The sequence below is a fragment of the Actinoplanes sp. CA-142083 genome, from assembly GCF_050942195.1.
Lineage (GTDB): Bacteria > Actinomycetota > Actinomycetes > Mycobacteriales > Micromonosporaceae > Actinoplanes.
In genome coordinates this window covers 10,134,989-10,149,013 of the sequence record NZ_CP192076.1, presented here as the reverse complement: position 1 = coordinate 10,149,013, position 14,025 = coordinate 10,134,989, and the positions used below count along the sequence as shown (strand labels likewise).

Genomic DNA, 14,025 nt, shown 5'->3' with positions numbered 1-14,025 from the left:
GAGTTGGAGGTACGTAAGCGTGGAAGACCTTGGTGAAATCGTCGGCGAATTCCTCATGGAGAGCCACGAGAACCTGGACCAGATCGACCGCGACCTGGTGTCCCTCGAGCAGGAGCCCGACTCGCGCGACCTGATCTCCCGGATCTTCCGGGCGATCCACACGATCAAGGGCACGAGCGGCTTCCTGGCGTTCAGCCGCCTCGAGAAGCTCGCCCACGCCGGCGAGTCGCTGCTGTCCAAGCTGCGCGACGGCGTGATGCCGGTGACCCCGTCGACGATCACCACGCTGCTGGCGACGATCGACGGCGTGCGGTCGATCCTCTCCTCGATCGAGGAGACGCAGGCCGAGGGCGATGTCGATATCGACACCATCATCGCGCAGGTCAACGCTCAGATGAAGGCGGGCGAGGCGCCCGCGGCGGAGGCCCCGGCGGCCGAGGCGCCCAAGGCCGAGGCGCCCGCCGCTGAGGCGCCCGCGGCGGAAGAGGCCGCGCCGGAGTCGGTGGAGAAAGAGCAGCCGAAGCGCGCGGCCCCCGAGCCGGTGGAGAACCAGCGCAAGCCGCTCGGCGAGATCCTCGTCGAGCAGGGCGCCGCCCAGCCGGCCGACGTCGGCTCGGCGCTCGCGCAACAGATCGAGGGCGACGAGCGCAAGCTCGGCACGATTCTGCTCGACCAGGGCAAGGCCAAGCCGGCCGCGGTCAACGAGGCCCTCCAGGCGCAGACTCCGAAGCGGAGCATCGCCGACAGCGCGATCCGCGTCGACGTCGACCTGCTCGACACCCTGATGAACATGGTCGGCGAGCTGGTGCTGGCCCGTAACCAGCTGGTCCGGGGCGTGATGGAGATCGGCGACCCGACCCTGGTGCGCAGCGCGCAGCGGCTCGGCATGATCACCAGTGAGCTGCAAGAGGGCATCATGAAGACCCGGATGCAGCCCATCGAGCACATCTGGTCCAAGCTGCCCCGAGTCATCCGGGACCTGAGCAACTCGCTCGGCAAGAAGGTCGAGCTGGTCATGGAGGGCAAGGAGACCGAGCTCGACCGGAGCCTGCTCGAGGCGGTGAAGGACCCGCTGACCCACCTGGTGCGCAACGCGGTCGACCACGGCATCGAGGACCCGGAGCGCCGGGCCGCGGCCGGGAAGAGCGCCGAGGGCACGCTGACCCTGCGCGCCTACCACGAGGGCGGGCACGTCGCGGTCGAGGTGGCCGACGACGGCGCGGGCCTCAACGTGGAGCGGATCGCCCAGAAGGCGGTCGAGAACGGGCTGCTCCGCGCCGAGCAGATCCCGAACATGGACAAGCGCGACATCATGGCGATGGTCTTCCAGCCCGGGTTCTCCACCGCGGCCAAGGTGACCAACGTGTCCGGCCGCGGCGTGGGCATGGACGTGGTGAAGACCAACATCGAGAACATCGGCGGCGCGGTCAGCGTCGACTCGACGCCCAACGAGGGCACGGTCTGGCGGCTCACGATCCCGCTGACCCTGGCCATCATCCAGGCGCTGACGGTCGACTGCGGCGAGCAGCGCTATGTCGTACCCCAGGTTGCCGTTCTTGAACTGGTCTTCATCGACGGCAACTCCACCAAGATCGAGTACGCCTCGGGCGCGCCCGTCTACCGGCTGCGCGGCAAGCTGCTCCCCCTGGTGCGGCTCGACCGCGCGCTCGGCCTCGAGGTCGGCGGCGACCAGGGCGTCTACATCATGGTGCTGCAGGCCGACGGCCGCCGGTTCGGCCTGGTCGTGGACCGGGTGCTCAATACCGAAGAGGTTGTCGTCAAGGCCCTCAACAGCAGATTCAAGGACATCGGCCTGTACGCCGGAGCGACCATTCTCGGCGACGGCAAGGTCGGCCTGATTCTGGACGTCTCGTCGCTCGCCCGGCGCAGTCACCTGGCCGCCGACGCGGACCGGAAGGGCACCGACGCCGCGGCCCGGGCGAACGCCGGAGGCGGCACCGGCGAACGGCTGCTGGTCACCGCGGTCGGCGAGCGGCGGGTCGCGATCCCGCTGGACACGGTCACCCGGCTCGAGGAGTTCCCGCGCGACCGGATCGAGCACGCCGGCTCCCGCGAGGTGGTCCAGTACCGGGGGCAGATTCTCCCGCTGGTGCGGCTGTCGCACCTGCTCGGGGCGTACGGCGAGGAGCCGGAGGGCGACACCGTGTCGGTGGTCGTCTACAGCGAGGGCGGACGGAGCGTGGCACTGGTGGTGGACCGGATCGTCGACATCGCCGAGAACTCGACCACCGCGCGCCGCGACGCCGAGGAGGACGGCCTGGTCGGCACCGCGGTCATCCAGCAGCGCGTGACCGAGCTGCTCGACGTGCGCCGGGCGATCCTCGCCGCCGACCCGAACTTCTACACCGACCTGGAGAACGACGAGATGCTGGTGGAGGCCTAAATGGCGAGCCGACAGTTCGCCACGTTCGAGGTGGCCGGTCAGCTCTTCGGCGTCGAGGTGCACACCGTGCAGGAGGTGCTCTCGTACAACGAGTACACCCCGGTGCCGCTCGCGCCGCCCGCGGTGGGCGGGCTGTTCAACCTCCGTGGCCAGGTGATCGCGGCCGTGGACCTGCGGGTCCAGCTGGGCATGGCGCGCAAGGCGCTGCAGGGCCCGGTCATGAACGTGATCCTGCGCGGCGACGGCGAGCCGGTCAGCCTGCTGGTCGACAAGATCGGCGAGGTGGTCGACCTGGACGACGAGCGGTTCGAGCCGCCGCCGGACACGCTCAGCGGCCCGACCCGGGAGCTGGTGGTGGGCACCTTCAAGCTGGACGGGCGGCTGATGCTCGCGCTCGACGTCAACCAGGCCGTCGACACGTACCGCGCCACCACCTGATGTACAGCCTCGTCAGCGCCCCGGTCCTCGGCTTCGACCTGACCCGCCTCGCCGGCGGGTCGGCCACGGCCGAGGTGGTGCTGCGCGGTCTGCGGTTGCAGAGCGCGGACCTGCCGGTGCTCGCCGAGCGCCTGCCGGACGAGGGTGTTCGCGGCCCGCTGTGGGTCGAGGTGGAGAGTGCGGCACGCCGGATGCCGTCGCTGAAGGGCATGTCGAAGGAGGACCCGGCCAGCAGCCTCGCGCTGGTCGAGCGGGCGCCGATCGGCTCGGTCGACGCGTTGCTCACCTGCCTGCGCTACGACGTCATGTCGTGGACCTGGAGCGGGACGGGACGCGACGCCAAGCAGAGCGACACGGCTGCGGCCGCGACCGCCCTGCTGTGCGACGCGGCGGTCGGCAGCTACCTGCGTGAGGTGCTGGACACCGATTCGCGACGGCGCCTCGGCGCCGGCTGGGTGTCGGCCATGCGCAAGCTGCCGCCGGGCGCCCCGATCGACCTGGGACCGCACCACTACGTGGTGTCGGCCCTGCTGGACCGGCTGCGCTCGCTGCGGTCGATGGACCTCGAGCGGCTCGCGTCCTCGGCGGAGGACGCGCGGCGCAACGCCGGCGGCTGGTCACCGGCCGTGCACTCGGCCTCCTGGGCCGCGTATCTCTCGGATCGCGTCCGCACCGCCGCCGCGGCGCAGATGCTGTTGGTACAGGCCGTCGACACGGCCGACATTCCGCTGGCCGACCGGGCCGGCGGCGTCTGGAACATGCTCAGCGGTGCCGTGCAGGCGCTGGTGGTCCGTGACCTCTTGGACACCTCCACCGCGCATCGGCTGCTCGCACCGGTGGTTGCGGCTCTGGGCCCCGCGTGGCTCGGGTGAAGGGGGTGGTCGGATGATTTCGGTCCTCGTCGTAGACGACTCCGTGGTGGTCCGCCGGCTCATCGTCGACGCTCTCGGCGGCGCCGAGAACATCGAGGTCGTCGGCACGGCATCCAACGGCCTGCTGGCCCAGGCGAAGATCGATCAGCTCAAGCCTGACGTGATCACGATGGACATCGAGATGCCGCAGATGGACGGCATCGCCGCGGTCAAGGAGCTGCGCAAGCGGCACAAGCAGATCCCGGTGATCATGTTCAGCACGCTCTCCGCGGCCGGCGCGAGCGCCACCCTGGAGGCGCTGGCGGCCGGCGCGACCGACTACGTGACCAAGCCGAGCAACGTCGGCTCGGTGAACGAGTCCATCGCCGCGGTCCGCGAGGAACTGGTCCCCAAGATCTACGCGCTGGGTGGCCGGCGCCGCCCCGCCGGAATGCCGTCCGGCGCGCCGCCGGCGCCGAGTCGTCCCGGCGCGGCCCCGGCCCGCCCCGCGCGGCCGTCCGCGGCGCCGCCCCGGGCCGGACTTCCGCCGTCGGGTCCCGGCCGGCCCGGCTTCGCGCCCGCCGGCCCGGCGCCCGCCGGTCCCAAGCCGGCCAAGCGCGCGGGTGCGGGCGGCAAGGTCGACATTCTCGCGATCGGCTCCTCCACCGGAGGGCCGGACGCGCTCACGAAGGTGCTGACCGGAATCCCGTCCGACCTGCCGGTGCCGATCGTGATCACCCAGCACATGCCGCCGGTCTTCACCCGGATGTTCGCCGAGCGGCTGGACCGCAGCACCCCGCTGCGCGTGGTCGAGGCCACCGACGGGATGGAGCTGACGCCCGGCTGGGCCTACATCGCTCCCGGCGACTCGCACCTCGTGCTGCACCGCCGGGGCACGGCGACGCTGACCCAGCTCAGCGGCGCGCCTCCGGAGAACTCCTGCCGCCCGGCCGTGGACGTGATGTTCCGGTCGGTCGCGGCCCTCTACGGGGCATCGGCATTTGCCACGGTACTAACTGGAATGGGACAAGATGGACGAGGTGGTGCGAAGGTGCTGAGAGATGCAGGTGCCGAGGTTCTGGCCCAGGATGAGGCCACCTCGGTGGTCTGGGGCATGCCGGGAGCCGTCGTCGGCGCCGGCCTGGCCGACGAGATCCTGCCGCTGGACAGGATCGCGGCCTTTCTGATCAACCGGGTCAAGACCGGACGATCGGCGGCGGTGGCCCGATGACGCTTTCCCAGACCGAGTTCGCCTTCGTCTCGACGCTCGTCCGCAAGGAAGCCTCGATCGTCCTGGCGCCCGGCAAGGAATACCTGGTCGAGGCGCGGCTGATCCCGGTGGCCCGGGCGGTGGGCGCGGCCAACGTGAACGAGTTCCTCGCCGAACTCCAGCGCCGGCCCAACCCGGCCTACCAACGCAAGATCATCGACGCGCTGACCACCAACGAGACCTCGTGGTTCCGCGATCGGGAGCCGTTCGCGGCGCTCACCGACGTGGTGCTGCCCGAGCTGATCAAGGCGCGTTCGGCGGCCCGCAAGGTCCGGCTCTGGTCGGGCGCGAGCTCCAGCGGGCAGGAGGCGTACAGCCTGGCCATCACGCTGCAGGAGACGCTACCGCCCGGCTGGTCCTACGAGATCGTGGGCACCGACATCTCCACCGAGATGGTCAAGCGTGCGGAGACCGCCGAGTACAGCCAGGTGGAGGTCAACCGGGGCCTGCCGGCCAGCCAGCTCGTGCAGTACTTCGAGCGGGCCGGCGCGCACTGGCGGGTCACCTCGCAGCTGCGCAAGAACGTCTCGTTCAAGCTGATGAACCTGACCGCGCCACTGCCGGCCATGCAGCCGTTCGACATCATCTTCATGCGCAACGTCCTGATCTATTTCGACGTGGCGACCAAGCGGACCGTGCTGCAGAACGTGGCCAAACTGCTCCGCCCCGACGGCTGGCTCTTCCTCGGCGCGGCCGAGACGACCATCGGGATCGACGACAACTACGAGCGGGTGGCCGCCGGCCGCACCTCCGCCTACCGAGTTCGTACCGGGGTGCCCGCGGGCGCCGCGAGAAGGGGATGACGTCGCGATGCGCGCCATGGTGATCGATGACTCCCGCGCGATGCGCATGATCCTCAAGCGCATTGTCACCAAGCTGGATTTCGAGGCGGTGGAAGCAGGCGACGGCCAGGAGGCGCTCGACCTGCTGGCCAACCTGCCGGAGGTGCCGGAACTGGCCCTCATCGACTGGAACATGCCCAACATGAACGGGCTCGAGTTCGTCACCAACGTCCGGGCCGACCCGCGTCTGCGTGAGATGACGCTGGTCATGGTCACCACCGAGAGCGAACAGAGCCAGATCGTACGGGCGCTCGCAGCGGGCGCCCACGAGTACGTGATCAAGCCCTTCACCGAGGGCGCCATGATCGAAAAGCTGGCCCTGCTGGGCCTCGTCCCGACCGGAGCGAACTCATGAGCGTCGAAGTCGAGGTCAATGAGAACGACCTCGCCGAGATGGTGGAACAGGTCTGGGAGTCGTATCTGGATCCGGAGGGCATCAACCCGCTGATCCCCACGTACGACGAGAACCAGCCCTCCGAGGTGCACTCCTCCGTCTCCATCACCGGTTCCTGGACCGGGCACCTTGTCTACGCCTGCTCCACCGAGGCGGCCCGGCGCGCCGCCGCCGCGTTCCTGGCCATGGAACCGGATGAGGTGAGTCAGGACGACCTTTCCGACGTGCTCGGCGAACTCGCCAACATCGTCGGCGGCAACGTGAAGGCGATGCTGCCGCCCGGTGCCTTTCTCTCCCTGCCCCAGGTCGTCCTGGCGCCCGAATCCACGGCCCGGTTCCCGAACACCGAGCGGATCAGTGGCGTCTACGGCATCTGGGACGGCGAACCCGTGTCGATTTCCATGTGGCACAGCCGCGCGGACAACAGTCAGGAGGAAGGCGCATGAAGATTCTCATCGCCGACGACAGCCGGGTCATGCGGCAGATCGTGGTCCGCACACTGCGGCAGGCCGGTTTCGGCGACCACGACCTGATCGAGGCCTCGAACGGGCGCGAAGCGTTCGATATGGCCAAGTCGGAGAACCCGGATCTGGTTCTCTCGGACTGGAACATGCCCGAGATGACCGGCATCGAGGTGCTGCGGCAGCTGCGCGCGTCGGGCAGCGACGTCAAGTTCGGTTTCGTGACCTCGGAGAGCACGCCTGAGATGAAAGATCAGGCCGAGGCCGCGGGCGCACTCTTTTTCATCGTCAAGCCGTTCTCAGCTGAGCGATTTGACGAGGTCTTCGCTCCTATTTTGGGATGATTACGACATGTCCGATGTATCGGTTCTTCCTGGCACTCTCGCCGTACGCAACCTCTTTGAGGACCTGCTCGGTCGAGAAGTGACCGTCAGCCCCGGCGATCCGATCTCCGCGGAGGAGATCGCCACGTCGACGGTCGCGATTTTCACCGACCCCGCCCAGAAGGTCTACGCCGTTCTGGGTATGGATCTGCCCCTGTCGGCCAACGCCGGCGCCGCGCTGGGCCTGCTGCCGGCCGGCGCGGCCGAGGACAGCATCGACGAGAAGCAGCTTTTCCCGAACCTCGCCGAGAACGTCTTCGAGCTGTGCAACGTGATGACGAGCCTGCTCAACCGCGAGGGAGGTCCGCACATCAAGATGTACCAGGTCGTCTACCCCGGTGACCCGCTTCCCGCGGACGCCCGGGCGCACCTGATGGCGCTGGGCCGCCGGGTCGACCTCCAGGTCGAGGTCAACCGGTACGGCAAGGGGAAGTTCAGTCTGTCCCTCGCGCCCTGACCGAGCGCATGGAGCATCGCGGGTCCGCCCCTCACCGGGGCGGGCCCGCGATTTTTTGGGGCTAAGCAAAATCGGGGCGACGCCGAACCTTAGGTCGAGCAAGCAAACGGACAGGAGAAGTCATGACCTCGCCGACCTCGGGAATCTCCGGCGCTTCAGGGGCAAGCAGCGCTTCGTCCCCGAAGACCGACAAGAGCAAGGAACTCGGGGACAAGGACACCTTCCTCAAACTTCTCGTGGCACAACTGAAGTACCAGGACCCCAGCAACCCGGCCGACTCGACCCAGTTCCTGGCGCAGACCGCGCAGTTCACCCAGGTCGAGAAGCTCGGCGACATCGCCGACCTGATGAAGGCACAGCGCCTGGTGGGCGCGAGCGGGCTGGTGGGGCACAGCGTCACGTACATGGACGAGAACGGCGCCCATCAGACGGGTGTCATATCGGCCGCCAAGCTCAACGGAGACAGCGAACCGACTCTTCGGATCGGGAACACGGATGTGCAGCTGTCCAAGGTCATGGAAGTCCTCACGACGGCCCCGTCGACCGGCCCAGCCGCCGGTCCGACGACTACGGCCCCGCAGTCGGACGACAAGAAGAGCGTCGACCCGACGACCGGTCCCGCGACCGCCTGATCCCAGGTTCCCTCTCCGTAAAGGAAATCGAATGCTGCGTTCTCTCTACTCCGGCATCAGCGGCCTGCACGCGCACCAGCAGATGATGGATGTCACCGGCAACAACATCGCCAACGTCAACACCGTCGGCTACAAGGCCAGCACCGTGCAGTTCCAGGACACGCTCAGCCAGATGATCGGAGCGGCCGGCGCGCCGCAGAACGGTCAGGGCGGCACGAACCCGGCGCAGGTCGGCCTCGGTGTGCGCAACTCCGGCATCCTGTCCAACTGGGCACAGGGCTCACAGGAGACCACCGGCCGATCCGGCGACATGATGATCCAGGGCGACGGCTTCTTCATCACGCGCAACGGCAACGAGGACCTGTACACCCGGGCGGGGCAGTTCTCGTTCGACGCCAACGGCAAGCTGGTGACCGCGACCGGCGACACCGTGCAGGGCTGGACGGCGGTCGACGGGGTGGTCAACGCCGCGGGCCAGCCCAGCGACATCAAAATGCCGCTGGGCAGCACGATCCCACCGAAGGCGACCTCGAGCATCACGCTCAAGGGCAACTTGACCAGCGACCCCAACCCGGATCCGAACGTCGCCTCCTACAGCACGACGATCCCGGTCAAGGTGTACGACTCGACGGGTGCGACCCGGACCGTCACCGCCAAGTTCTCCCACACGTACGCCCCGGCGGGGAACGAGGACTGGACCGTCGACCTGACCGACTCGGACGGGACCACCGCGATCGGCAGCCAGCAGAACCTGAAGTTCCCGGGCGGCAAGATCGACCCGACGTTGCTGGCCGCCAACAACGGCAAGGGCCTGGTGACCTTCACCGGGACCAACGACACCTTCACCCTCGATGTCACCGACATGACGATGTACTCCGGGCTCAGCGACGCCCGGGTGTTCGACACCGACGGGCAGGCGGCCGGCGCGCTGACCTCGCTCTCGTACACGGTCTCGGACACCGGCCAGATCATCGGCGTCTACAGCAACGGCTTGAAGCAGGTGCTCGGGCAGGTCGCGATGGCGACCTTCAAGAACGTCAACGGCCTCGAGAAGACCGGTGACTCCACCTACCGCTCGACGGTGAACTCCGGCTATGCCCAGGTGGGTCAGCCGGGCGCGGCCGGCATGGGTCAGGTCATCAGTGGCGCGCTGGAGATGTCGAACGTCGACCTCGCCCAGGAGTTCACCAACCTGGTCATCGCCCAGCGTGGCTTCCAGGCCAACTCCCGCATCATCACGACCTCCGACGAGCTGCTCCAGGAACTCGTCAGCATGAAGCGCTAGTGAGTTAGCACCACCAGTCCGGCCGGCGGCCGGGACAGGCACCCACGTGCCTGTCCCGGCCGTCGCTTTGTAGCCGTTCGGCTGCACCCGCAATGCGACCGGTCGGATCTCATCGGCAACCGTCAGGTCGCCGAAGGGACATGTGAAGACGGGCCACGGACGGCCCACCAGCCCAGGACCACACCACCACCCAAGGACGGATGTAAGTGATCCTCGTTACCCGCATCAACGGTGCCGTGTTCGCCCTGAACCCGGACCTGGTCGAGCGCGCCGAGTGCACGCCCGACACGGTCGTCACGCTGGTGGACGGCACCAAGTACGTCATCGCCGAGTCCGTGCCCGAGTTCATCGACTCGGTGCGCCACTACCGCGCCTCGCTGATCGCCCAGGCGAGCCGCATGGAGGCCGAGCCCACGGCCATCGCCCCGTCGTCCGAGGACGACCAAGACAACGACGCCAAGGTGCTTCCGCTGCACCGGAAGGAACGCTGATGGACATCTCCACCATCGTCGGTGTAGTCGTATCACTGGTAATCGTCTTCACCGTACAGATCCTCGAGGGCGGCTCGCCGGCCTCCATCATCCTGATCCCGTCGATGCTGCTGGTGTTCGGTGGCGCGTTCATGGCCGGTATGGCCGGTGGCGTGCTGAAGGACGCGACCGGCGCCGGCAAGCAGCTGCAGAAGGCGTTCCTCGCCAAGGTCACGCCGCCGACGCAGCTGGTCGAGAACATCGTCAAGCTGGCCGAGCGGGCCCGCCGCGAGGGCCTGCTGGCCCTCGAGGACGCGGTCAAGACCGTCGAGCACCCGTTCCTCAAGCGCGGCCTGCAGCTGGCGATCGACGGCACCGACCCGGAGGAGCTGCACGACATCCTCCACGCCGAGATCGCGGCCAAGAAGAAGTCCGACAAGGCCAGCTCGAAGCTGTTCGAGAACATGGGCGGTTACGCCCCGACGATCGGCATCATCGGCACGGTCATGGGCCTCGTGCACGTGCTCGAGAACCTGAACCAGCCGGAGACGCTCGGTCACTCGATCTCGGCGGCGTTCGTCGCGACCCTCTGGGGCGTGCTCAGCGCCAACCTGATCTGGCTTCCGGTCGCCGCCCGTCTGACCCGCCTCAGCGCGGTCGAGGCGGAGGAGATGGAACTGGTGGTCGACGGTGTGCTCGCCATCCAGGCCGGCTCCAACCCGCGTCTGGTTGCCCAGAAGCTCCGCAGCCTCCTCCCGCCGGACGAGGCCAAGAAGGCCGAGGCGGCCGCGAACACCAAGAAGGCGGCGTAACCGATGAGCTCAGGCGGCGGGGGCGCCAAGCGTAGGAAGGGCGGACACGAAGAACACGAGGAGCACGTCAATCACGAGCGCTGGCTCGTGTCGTACGCCGACATGCTCACCCTGCTGTTCGTTCTGTTCGTGGTGCTCTACTCGATGTCCGACGTCAACATGAAGAAGTTCGCCGAGCTGGCAGCCGGCCTGTCCGCGGGATTCGGCGCGCAGAGCGCGGCGTTCTCCGGCCAGACCTCGACGCTGGACGGCGCCGGTCAGGCGGCCGAGATCGTGAAGATCGACCCGGGCGCCAACCCGGGTGACGGCAAGACCGGCACCTCGAACATGACCGAGAAGGAGAAGGCGGCCGTCAAGGCGGCCGTGCAGGCCGAGGACCGCTACAAGGCCTCCCAGAGCGCCCAGGCGGCGGCCAAGGAGGCGGAGAACCTCAAGAAGATCGAGAACAAGCTGTCCGACGCGCTGGCCAAGGCGAAGCTCCTCGGCTCGGTGCAGTTCACGATCGACCGGCGCGGCCTGGTGGTCACCATCGTCACCAACGAGGTGGTGTTCGCCGGCAACCGGGCCGACCTGAAGCCGGGTGGCAAGACGATCCTCGACGCGCTGGCGCCGACGCTGGCCAAGCTGAAGAACAACATCGAGGTCGACGGCAACACCAACCAGCTCAAGGCGACCACCACGTACTACCCGAGCGGCTGGGAGCTCTCCGCCGCCCGTGCCTCGACCACCGTCCGGTACCTCACCGGGCACGGCGTCGCCAAGAACCGGCTGAGCGCGGTCGGCTTCTCGGACACCAAGCCGCTGATCGACCCGGCCGACCCGCGGTCGATCACCATGAACCGCCGGGTGGACGTCGTCGTCCTCACCACCCTCCCGGCCGACCAGGCGGCGCTGCTGCCGGCCGCGGCGGGCTCCGACGCCAAGCTGCACACGGGCCAGACCACGGCCCAGGCCGACGCGATCGAGAAGGCGGTCGCCGGCGCGAACAGCACGACCACGACCAGCTCCACCACGACCAGTTCCACCACTACCACGACCACAACCGACTGACGGGGGGATCCACGATGGCTGACGAGAAGGAAGGCGCCGCCGAGGCGCCGAAGAAGTCCAGCAAGAAGATGCTGATCATCATCGTGGCGGCCGTCGTGCTGCTCGGTGGCGGCGGCGGGGCGTTCTTCATGATGAAGGGCGACTCGGCCGAGGCGGAGGCGAAGACTCCGGAGAAGGGCTCGGTCACCGCGATCGACGACGCGCTGACCATCAACCTGGCCGACAGCCACTACCTCAAGCTCCAGTTCGCGCTGCAGCAGACGGCGGACGCCGGCTCCGAGTCGGTGGACACCAGCGAGGCGATCGAGCTGGCGATCGACGAGTACACGGGCAAGACCGTCGCCGAGCTCTCCACCGAGAAGGGCCGCGAGACGATCAAGGACGAGCTTCTCGCCAAGATCGTGAAGGCCTACACGGAGGAGAAGAAGGAGATGGTCATGGGCATCTACTACACGCAGTTCGTGACCCAGTAGTCCGGTAGGCAGGACGGGCGGGTTCACTCCGGTGAACCCGCCCATCCGGCGATTTACGGCAGAAAACGGCCCTCCCGCTCAGCGGTTCCGGAAATGAGCCGATGGGGACGACGTGACCTCCGCTACTCGATCCCCGGGCAAGATGTCGCGTCGCGGCCAAGGCGGAGGGCCGGCGCCGTACGACTTCCGTCGCCCGATCAAGCTCTCCCGGGAACATGTCCGCACGCTGCAGATCGCCTTCGAGACGTACGCGCGCAGCTGCGGCACCCTGCTCACCACCCGTCTGCGCGTGGTCAGCAGCGTCACGCTCGCCGCGATCGAGCAGCTGAACTACGACGAGTACGTCGCCTCGCTCGCGAACCCCACGGTGATCGCCGTGGTGAACATCGACCCGCTGCCCGGCACGGCGCTCATGGAGATGTCCTCCTCGGCCGTGATGACCGCGATTGATCACATGCTCGGCGGTCCCGGCGGCCCCCAGCCGGAGCGGCCGCTCACCGAGGTCGAGATGCCGCTGCTGCGCGGCCTGCTCGAGCGGATGCTGGGCGAGCTGCGCTACGGCTTCGAGACGCTGGTCGACATCCGCCCGAAGCTCAAAGAGATCGAGTACAACGCCCAGTTCCTGCGCGCGCACGCGCCGGGCGACGCCTGCGTGGTGGCCACCTTCGACCTCAAGATCGGGGCCGAGGAGTGCCTGGCCAGCATCTGCATGCCGTTCAACATGATCCTGCCGGTGCTCTCCCGCACCGAGGCGGTCGTGCTCAGCGACAGCGAGCGCGCCAGCCGCGACCTGGCGCTGCGCAACCTCACGGCCGGGCTTTTCTCGGCTCCGATCGACGTTGCGGTGCGATTCCAGCCCATTCGCATGCGCACCGATGACATCGTGGATCTGCGTCCTGGTGACGTCGTGCCGCTGGCTCACGCGACCAGCCGGCCGCTCGAGGTGACCGTCAACGAGACCGTTTTCGCTCACGCAGTTCCCGGTAATCAGGGCGCCCGCCTCGCATGCCTCGTGGTGCCGGCGCCCCCGGAGTCGTCCAAGGAGTCTGGCCGCCCATGACCGCGCCCACCATCACCGCGCCGCAGCTGGCGCTCGCCCGGAACGCCGCTGAGGCCGCCCTCGCGGTCCTGCCCACCAGCCGTGCGCTGGCCGTCGCCGCGCCGATCGCCGCGACGGCCGACGTCCTGCCCGAGGGCCAGGCGGTCACGGCCAAGTTCAGCGGCGCGGCCAACGGCGAGGTCGTCGTGGTGGTCGGCCAGGACCTCGCGGACGCGCTCAAGGAGAGCCCGCTCGGCGAGCTGGACCTGACCGCGGCCGTGCGGCCGGCCCTGGAGGCGGCGTCTCGGGTCTTCGGGCCGGTGGTGCTGGACCCCGGACAGATCATGGAGCCCGGCGTCGCGCTGAGCGCGCTCGCCGCCAAGGACGACGCCGTGCTGGTCCCGCTGGTCGAGGGCGAGGACGTACGCGCGGTGATCGCGCTCGCGCTGAGCCCCTGGCCGAACGAGGAGCCCGGGCAGGTCGACCTCGCCCGCCCGGCGCCCACGGCGGCGATGGTGCGCGGCGGCCTCGACATGCTGCACGACGTCGAGATGGAAGTCTCCGCCGAGCTGGGCCGCACCCGGATGAGCGTGCGCGAGCTGCTCTCCCTCACGCCGGGGGCGATCGTCGAGCTCGACCGGGCCGCCGGCAGCCCGGCCGACCTGCTGGTCAACGGCCGGTTGATCGCCCGCGGCGAGGTGGTCGTGGTCGACGAGAACTTCGGCATCCGGATCACCGAGATCGTCGCGCCGGGCGCCGAGTAG

General features: G+C 68.5%; 17 protein-coding genes. All 17 read left to right on the top strand.

Annotated elements, in window-relative coordinates; translation table 11 throughout:
• Nucleotides 1-19: 19 nt before the first annotated feature.
• The 17 genes from ACQPZX_RS46960 (at nt 20) to fliN (ending at nt 14,025) form a co-directional block, all read left to right on the top strand.
• Complete coding sequence (locus ACQPZX_RS46960) at nt 20-2,404, top strand: chemotaxis protein CheW (protein WP_433371192.1); 2,385 nt, start codon at nt 20-22, stop codon at nt 2,402-2,404.
• Nucleotides 2,405-2,842 (top strand): chemotaxis protein CheW, encoded by a 438-nt coding sequence (locus tag ACQPZX_RS46955; protein ID WP_020513051.1) that lies wholly within the window; start codon nt 2,405-2,407, stop codon nt 2,840-2,842. It abuts the gene before it with no gap.
• Nucleotides 2,842-3,714, top strand: coding sequence for a hypothetical protein (locus tag ACQPZX_RS46950; protein WP_433371189.1), 873 nt, complete (start codon nt 2,842-2,844; stop codon nt 3,712-3,714). Before ACQPZX_RS46955 ends, ACQPZX_RS46950 begins: the two co-directional genes overlap by 1 nt.
• Nucleotides 3,715-3,727: 13 nt before the next feature.
• Nucleotides 3,728-4,924: a protein-glutamate methylesterase/protein-glutamine glutaminase gene (locus tag ACQPZX_RS46945; RefSeq protein ID WP_433371187.1), complete on the top strand. Its 1,197-nt coding sequence runs from the start codon at nt 3,728-3,730 to the stop codon at nt 4,922-4,924.
• Nucleotides 4,921-5,766: a CheR family methyltransferase gene (locus tag ACQPZX_RS46940; RefSeq protein ID WP_433371184.1), complete on the top strand. Its 846-nt coding sequence runs from the start codon at nt 4,921-4,923 to the stop codon at nt 5,764-5,766. Before ACQPZX_RS46945 ends, ACQPZX_RS46940 begins: the two co-directional genes overlap by 4 nt.
• 7 nt (nt 5,767-5,773) lie before the next feature.
• A complete protein-coding gene (locus ACQPZX_RS46935; RefSeq protein ID WP_433371181.1) occupies nt 5,774-6,160 on the top strand; it encodes a response regulator in 387 nt (128 codons plus the stop codon).
• Entirely contained in the window at nt 6,157-6,645 is a 489-nt protein-coding gene (locus tag ACQPZX_RS46930; RefSeq protein ID WP_433371178.1) for a chemotaxis protein CheX, read from the top strand. The genes ACQPZX_RS46935 and ACQPZX_RS46930 overlap by 4 nt, the downstream gene beginning before the upstream one ends.
• On the top strand, nt 6,642-7,004 hold the full coding sequence (locus ACQPZX_RS46925; RefSeq protein WP_433371175.1) for a response regulator: 363 nt from the start codon (nt 6,642-6,644) through the stop codon (nt 7,002-7,004). The genes ACQPZX_RS46930 and ACQPZX_RS46925 overlap by 4 nt, the downstream gene beginning before the upstream one ends.
• A gap of 7 nt (nt 7,005-7,011) precedes the next feature.
• Nucleotides 7,012-7,500: a hypothetical protein gene (locus tag ACQPZX_RS46920; RefSeq protein WP_433371172.1), complete on the top strand. Its 489-nt coding sequence runs from the start codon at nt 7,012-7,014 to the stop codon at nt 7,498-7,500.
• A 122-nt stretch (nt 7,501-7,622) separates the two neighbouring features.
• Nucleotides 7,623-8,132 carry a flagellar hook assembly protein FlgD gene (locus ACQPZX_RS46915; protein ID WP_433371169.1) on the top strand — a complete coding sequence of 170 codons (510 nt, stop codon included), beginning with the start codon at nt 7,623-7,625 and terminating at the stop codon, nt 8,130-8,132.
• A gap of 31 nt (nt 8,133-8,163) precedes the next feature.
• A complete protein-coding gene (locus ACQPZX_RS46910) occupies nt 8,164-9,417 on the top strand; it encodes a flagellar hook protein FlgE (RefSeq protein ID WP_433371166.1) in 1,254 nt (417 codons plus the stop codon).
• 206 nt (nt 9,418-9,623) lie between these two features.
• A complete protein-coding gene (locus ACQPZX_RS46905; protein WP_433371164.1) occupies nt 9,624-9,908 on the top strand; it encodes a flagellar FlbD family protein in 285 nt (94 codons plus the stop codon).
• Nucleotides 9,908-10,699 carry a flagellar motor protein gene (locus ACQPZX_RS46900; RefSeq protein WP_433371162.1) on the top strand — a complete coding sequence of 264 codons (792 nt, stop codon included), beginning with the start codon at nt 9,908-9,910 and terminating at the stop codon, nt 10,697-10,699. Before ACQPZX_RS46905 ends, ACQPZX_RS46900 begins: the two co-directional genes overlap by 1 nt.
• Before the next feature lie 87 nt (nt 10,700-10,786).
• Complete coding sequence (locus ACQPZX_RS46895) at nt 10,787-11,749, top strand: OmpA family protein (protein ID WP_433371160.1); 963 nt, start codon at nt 10,787-10,789, stop codon at nt 11,747-11,749.
• A gap of 14 nt (nt 11,750-11,763) precedes the next feature.
• Nucleotides 11,764-12,222: a flagellar basal body-associated FliL family protein gene (locus ACQPZX_RS46890; RefSeq protein WP_433371158.1), complete on the top strand. Its 459-nt coding sequence runs from the start codon at nt 11,764-11,766 to the stop codon at nt 12,220-12,222.
• A gap of 112 nt (nt 12,223-12,334) precedes the next feature.
• The gene (locus tag ACQPZX_RS46885; protein WP_433371155.1) at nt 12,335-13,282 is read left to right on the top strand and encodes a flagellar motor switch protein FliM; all 948 of its coding nucleotides are present in this window, start codon (nt 12,335-12,337) and stop codon (nt 13,280-13,282) included.
• Nucleotides 13,279-14,025: a flagellar motor switch protein FliN gene (gene fliN, locus ACQPZX_RS46880; protein WP_433371152.1), complete on the top strand. Its 747-nt coding sequence runs from the start codon at nt 13,279-13,281 to the stop codon at nt 14,023-14,025. The genes ACQPZX_RS46885 and fliN overlap by 4 nt, the downstream gene beginning before the upstream one ends.

Excerpts from the sequence above, each read along its gene's own strand:
- ACQPZX_RS46935 (WP_433371181.1), top strand. The coding sequence starts at position 5,774 with ATGCGCGCCATGGTGATCGATGACTCCCGCGCGATGCGCATGATCCTC.
- ACQPZX_RS46930 (WP_433371178.1), top strand. The coding sequence starts at position 6,157 with ATGAGCGTCGAAGTCGAGGTCAATGAGAACGACCTCGCCGAGATGGTG.
- ACQPZX_RS46890 (WP_433371158.1), top strand. The coding sequence starts at position 11,764 with ATGGCTGACGAGAAGGAAGGCGCCGCCGAGGCGCCGAAGAAGTCCAGC.
- fliN (WP_433371152.1), top strand. The coding sequence starts at position 13,279 with ATGACCGCGCCCACCATCACCGCGCCGCAGCTGGCGCTCGCCCGGAAC.
- ACQPZX_RS46900 (WP_433371162.1), top strand. The coding sequence starts at position 9,908 with ATGGACATCTCCACCATCGTCGGTGTAGTCGTATCACTGGTAATCGTC.
- ACQPZX_RS46920 (WP_433371172.1), top strand. The coding sequence starts at position 7,012 with ATGTCCGATGTATCGGTTCTTCCTGGCACTCTCGCCGTACGCAACCTC.
- ACQPZX_RS46925 (WP_433371175.1), top strand. The coding sequence starts at position 6,642 with ATGAAGATTCTCATCGCCGACGACAGCCGGGTCATGCGGCAGATCGTG.
- ACQPZX_RS46955 (WP_020513051.1), top strand. The coding sequence starts at position 2,405 with ATGGCGAGCCGACAGTTCGCCACGTTCGAGGTGGCCGGTCAGCTCTTC.
- ACQPZX_RS46910 (WP_433371166.1), top strand. The coding sequence starts at position 8,164 with ATGCTGCGTTCTCTCTACTCCGGCATCAGCGGCCTGCACGCGCACCAG.
- ACQPZX_RS46940 (WP_433371184.1), top strand. The coding sequence starts at position 4,921 with ATGACGCTTTCCCAGACCGAGTTCGCCTTCGTCTCGACGCTCGTCCGC.
- ACQPZX_RS46945 (WP_433371187.1), top strand. The coding sequence starts at position 3,728 with ATGATTTCGGTCCTCGTCGTAGACGACTCCGTGGTGGTCCGCCGGCTC.
- ACQPZX_RS46950 (WP_433371189.1), top strand. The coding sequence starts at position 2,842 with ATGTACAGCCTCGTCAGCGCCCCGGTCCTCGGCTTCGACCTGACCCGC.
- ACQPZX_RS46915 (WP_433371169.1), top strand. The coding sequence starts at position 7,623 with ATGACCTCGCCGACCTCGGGAATCTCCGGCGCTTCAGGGGCAAGCAGC.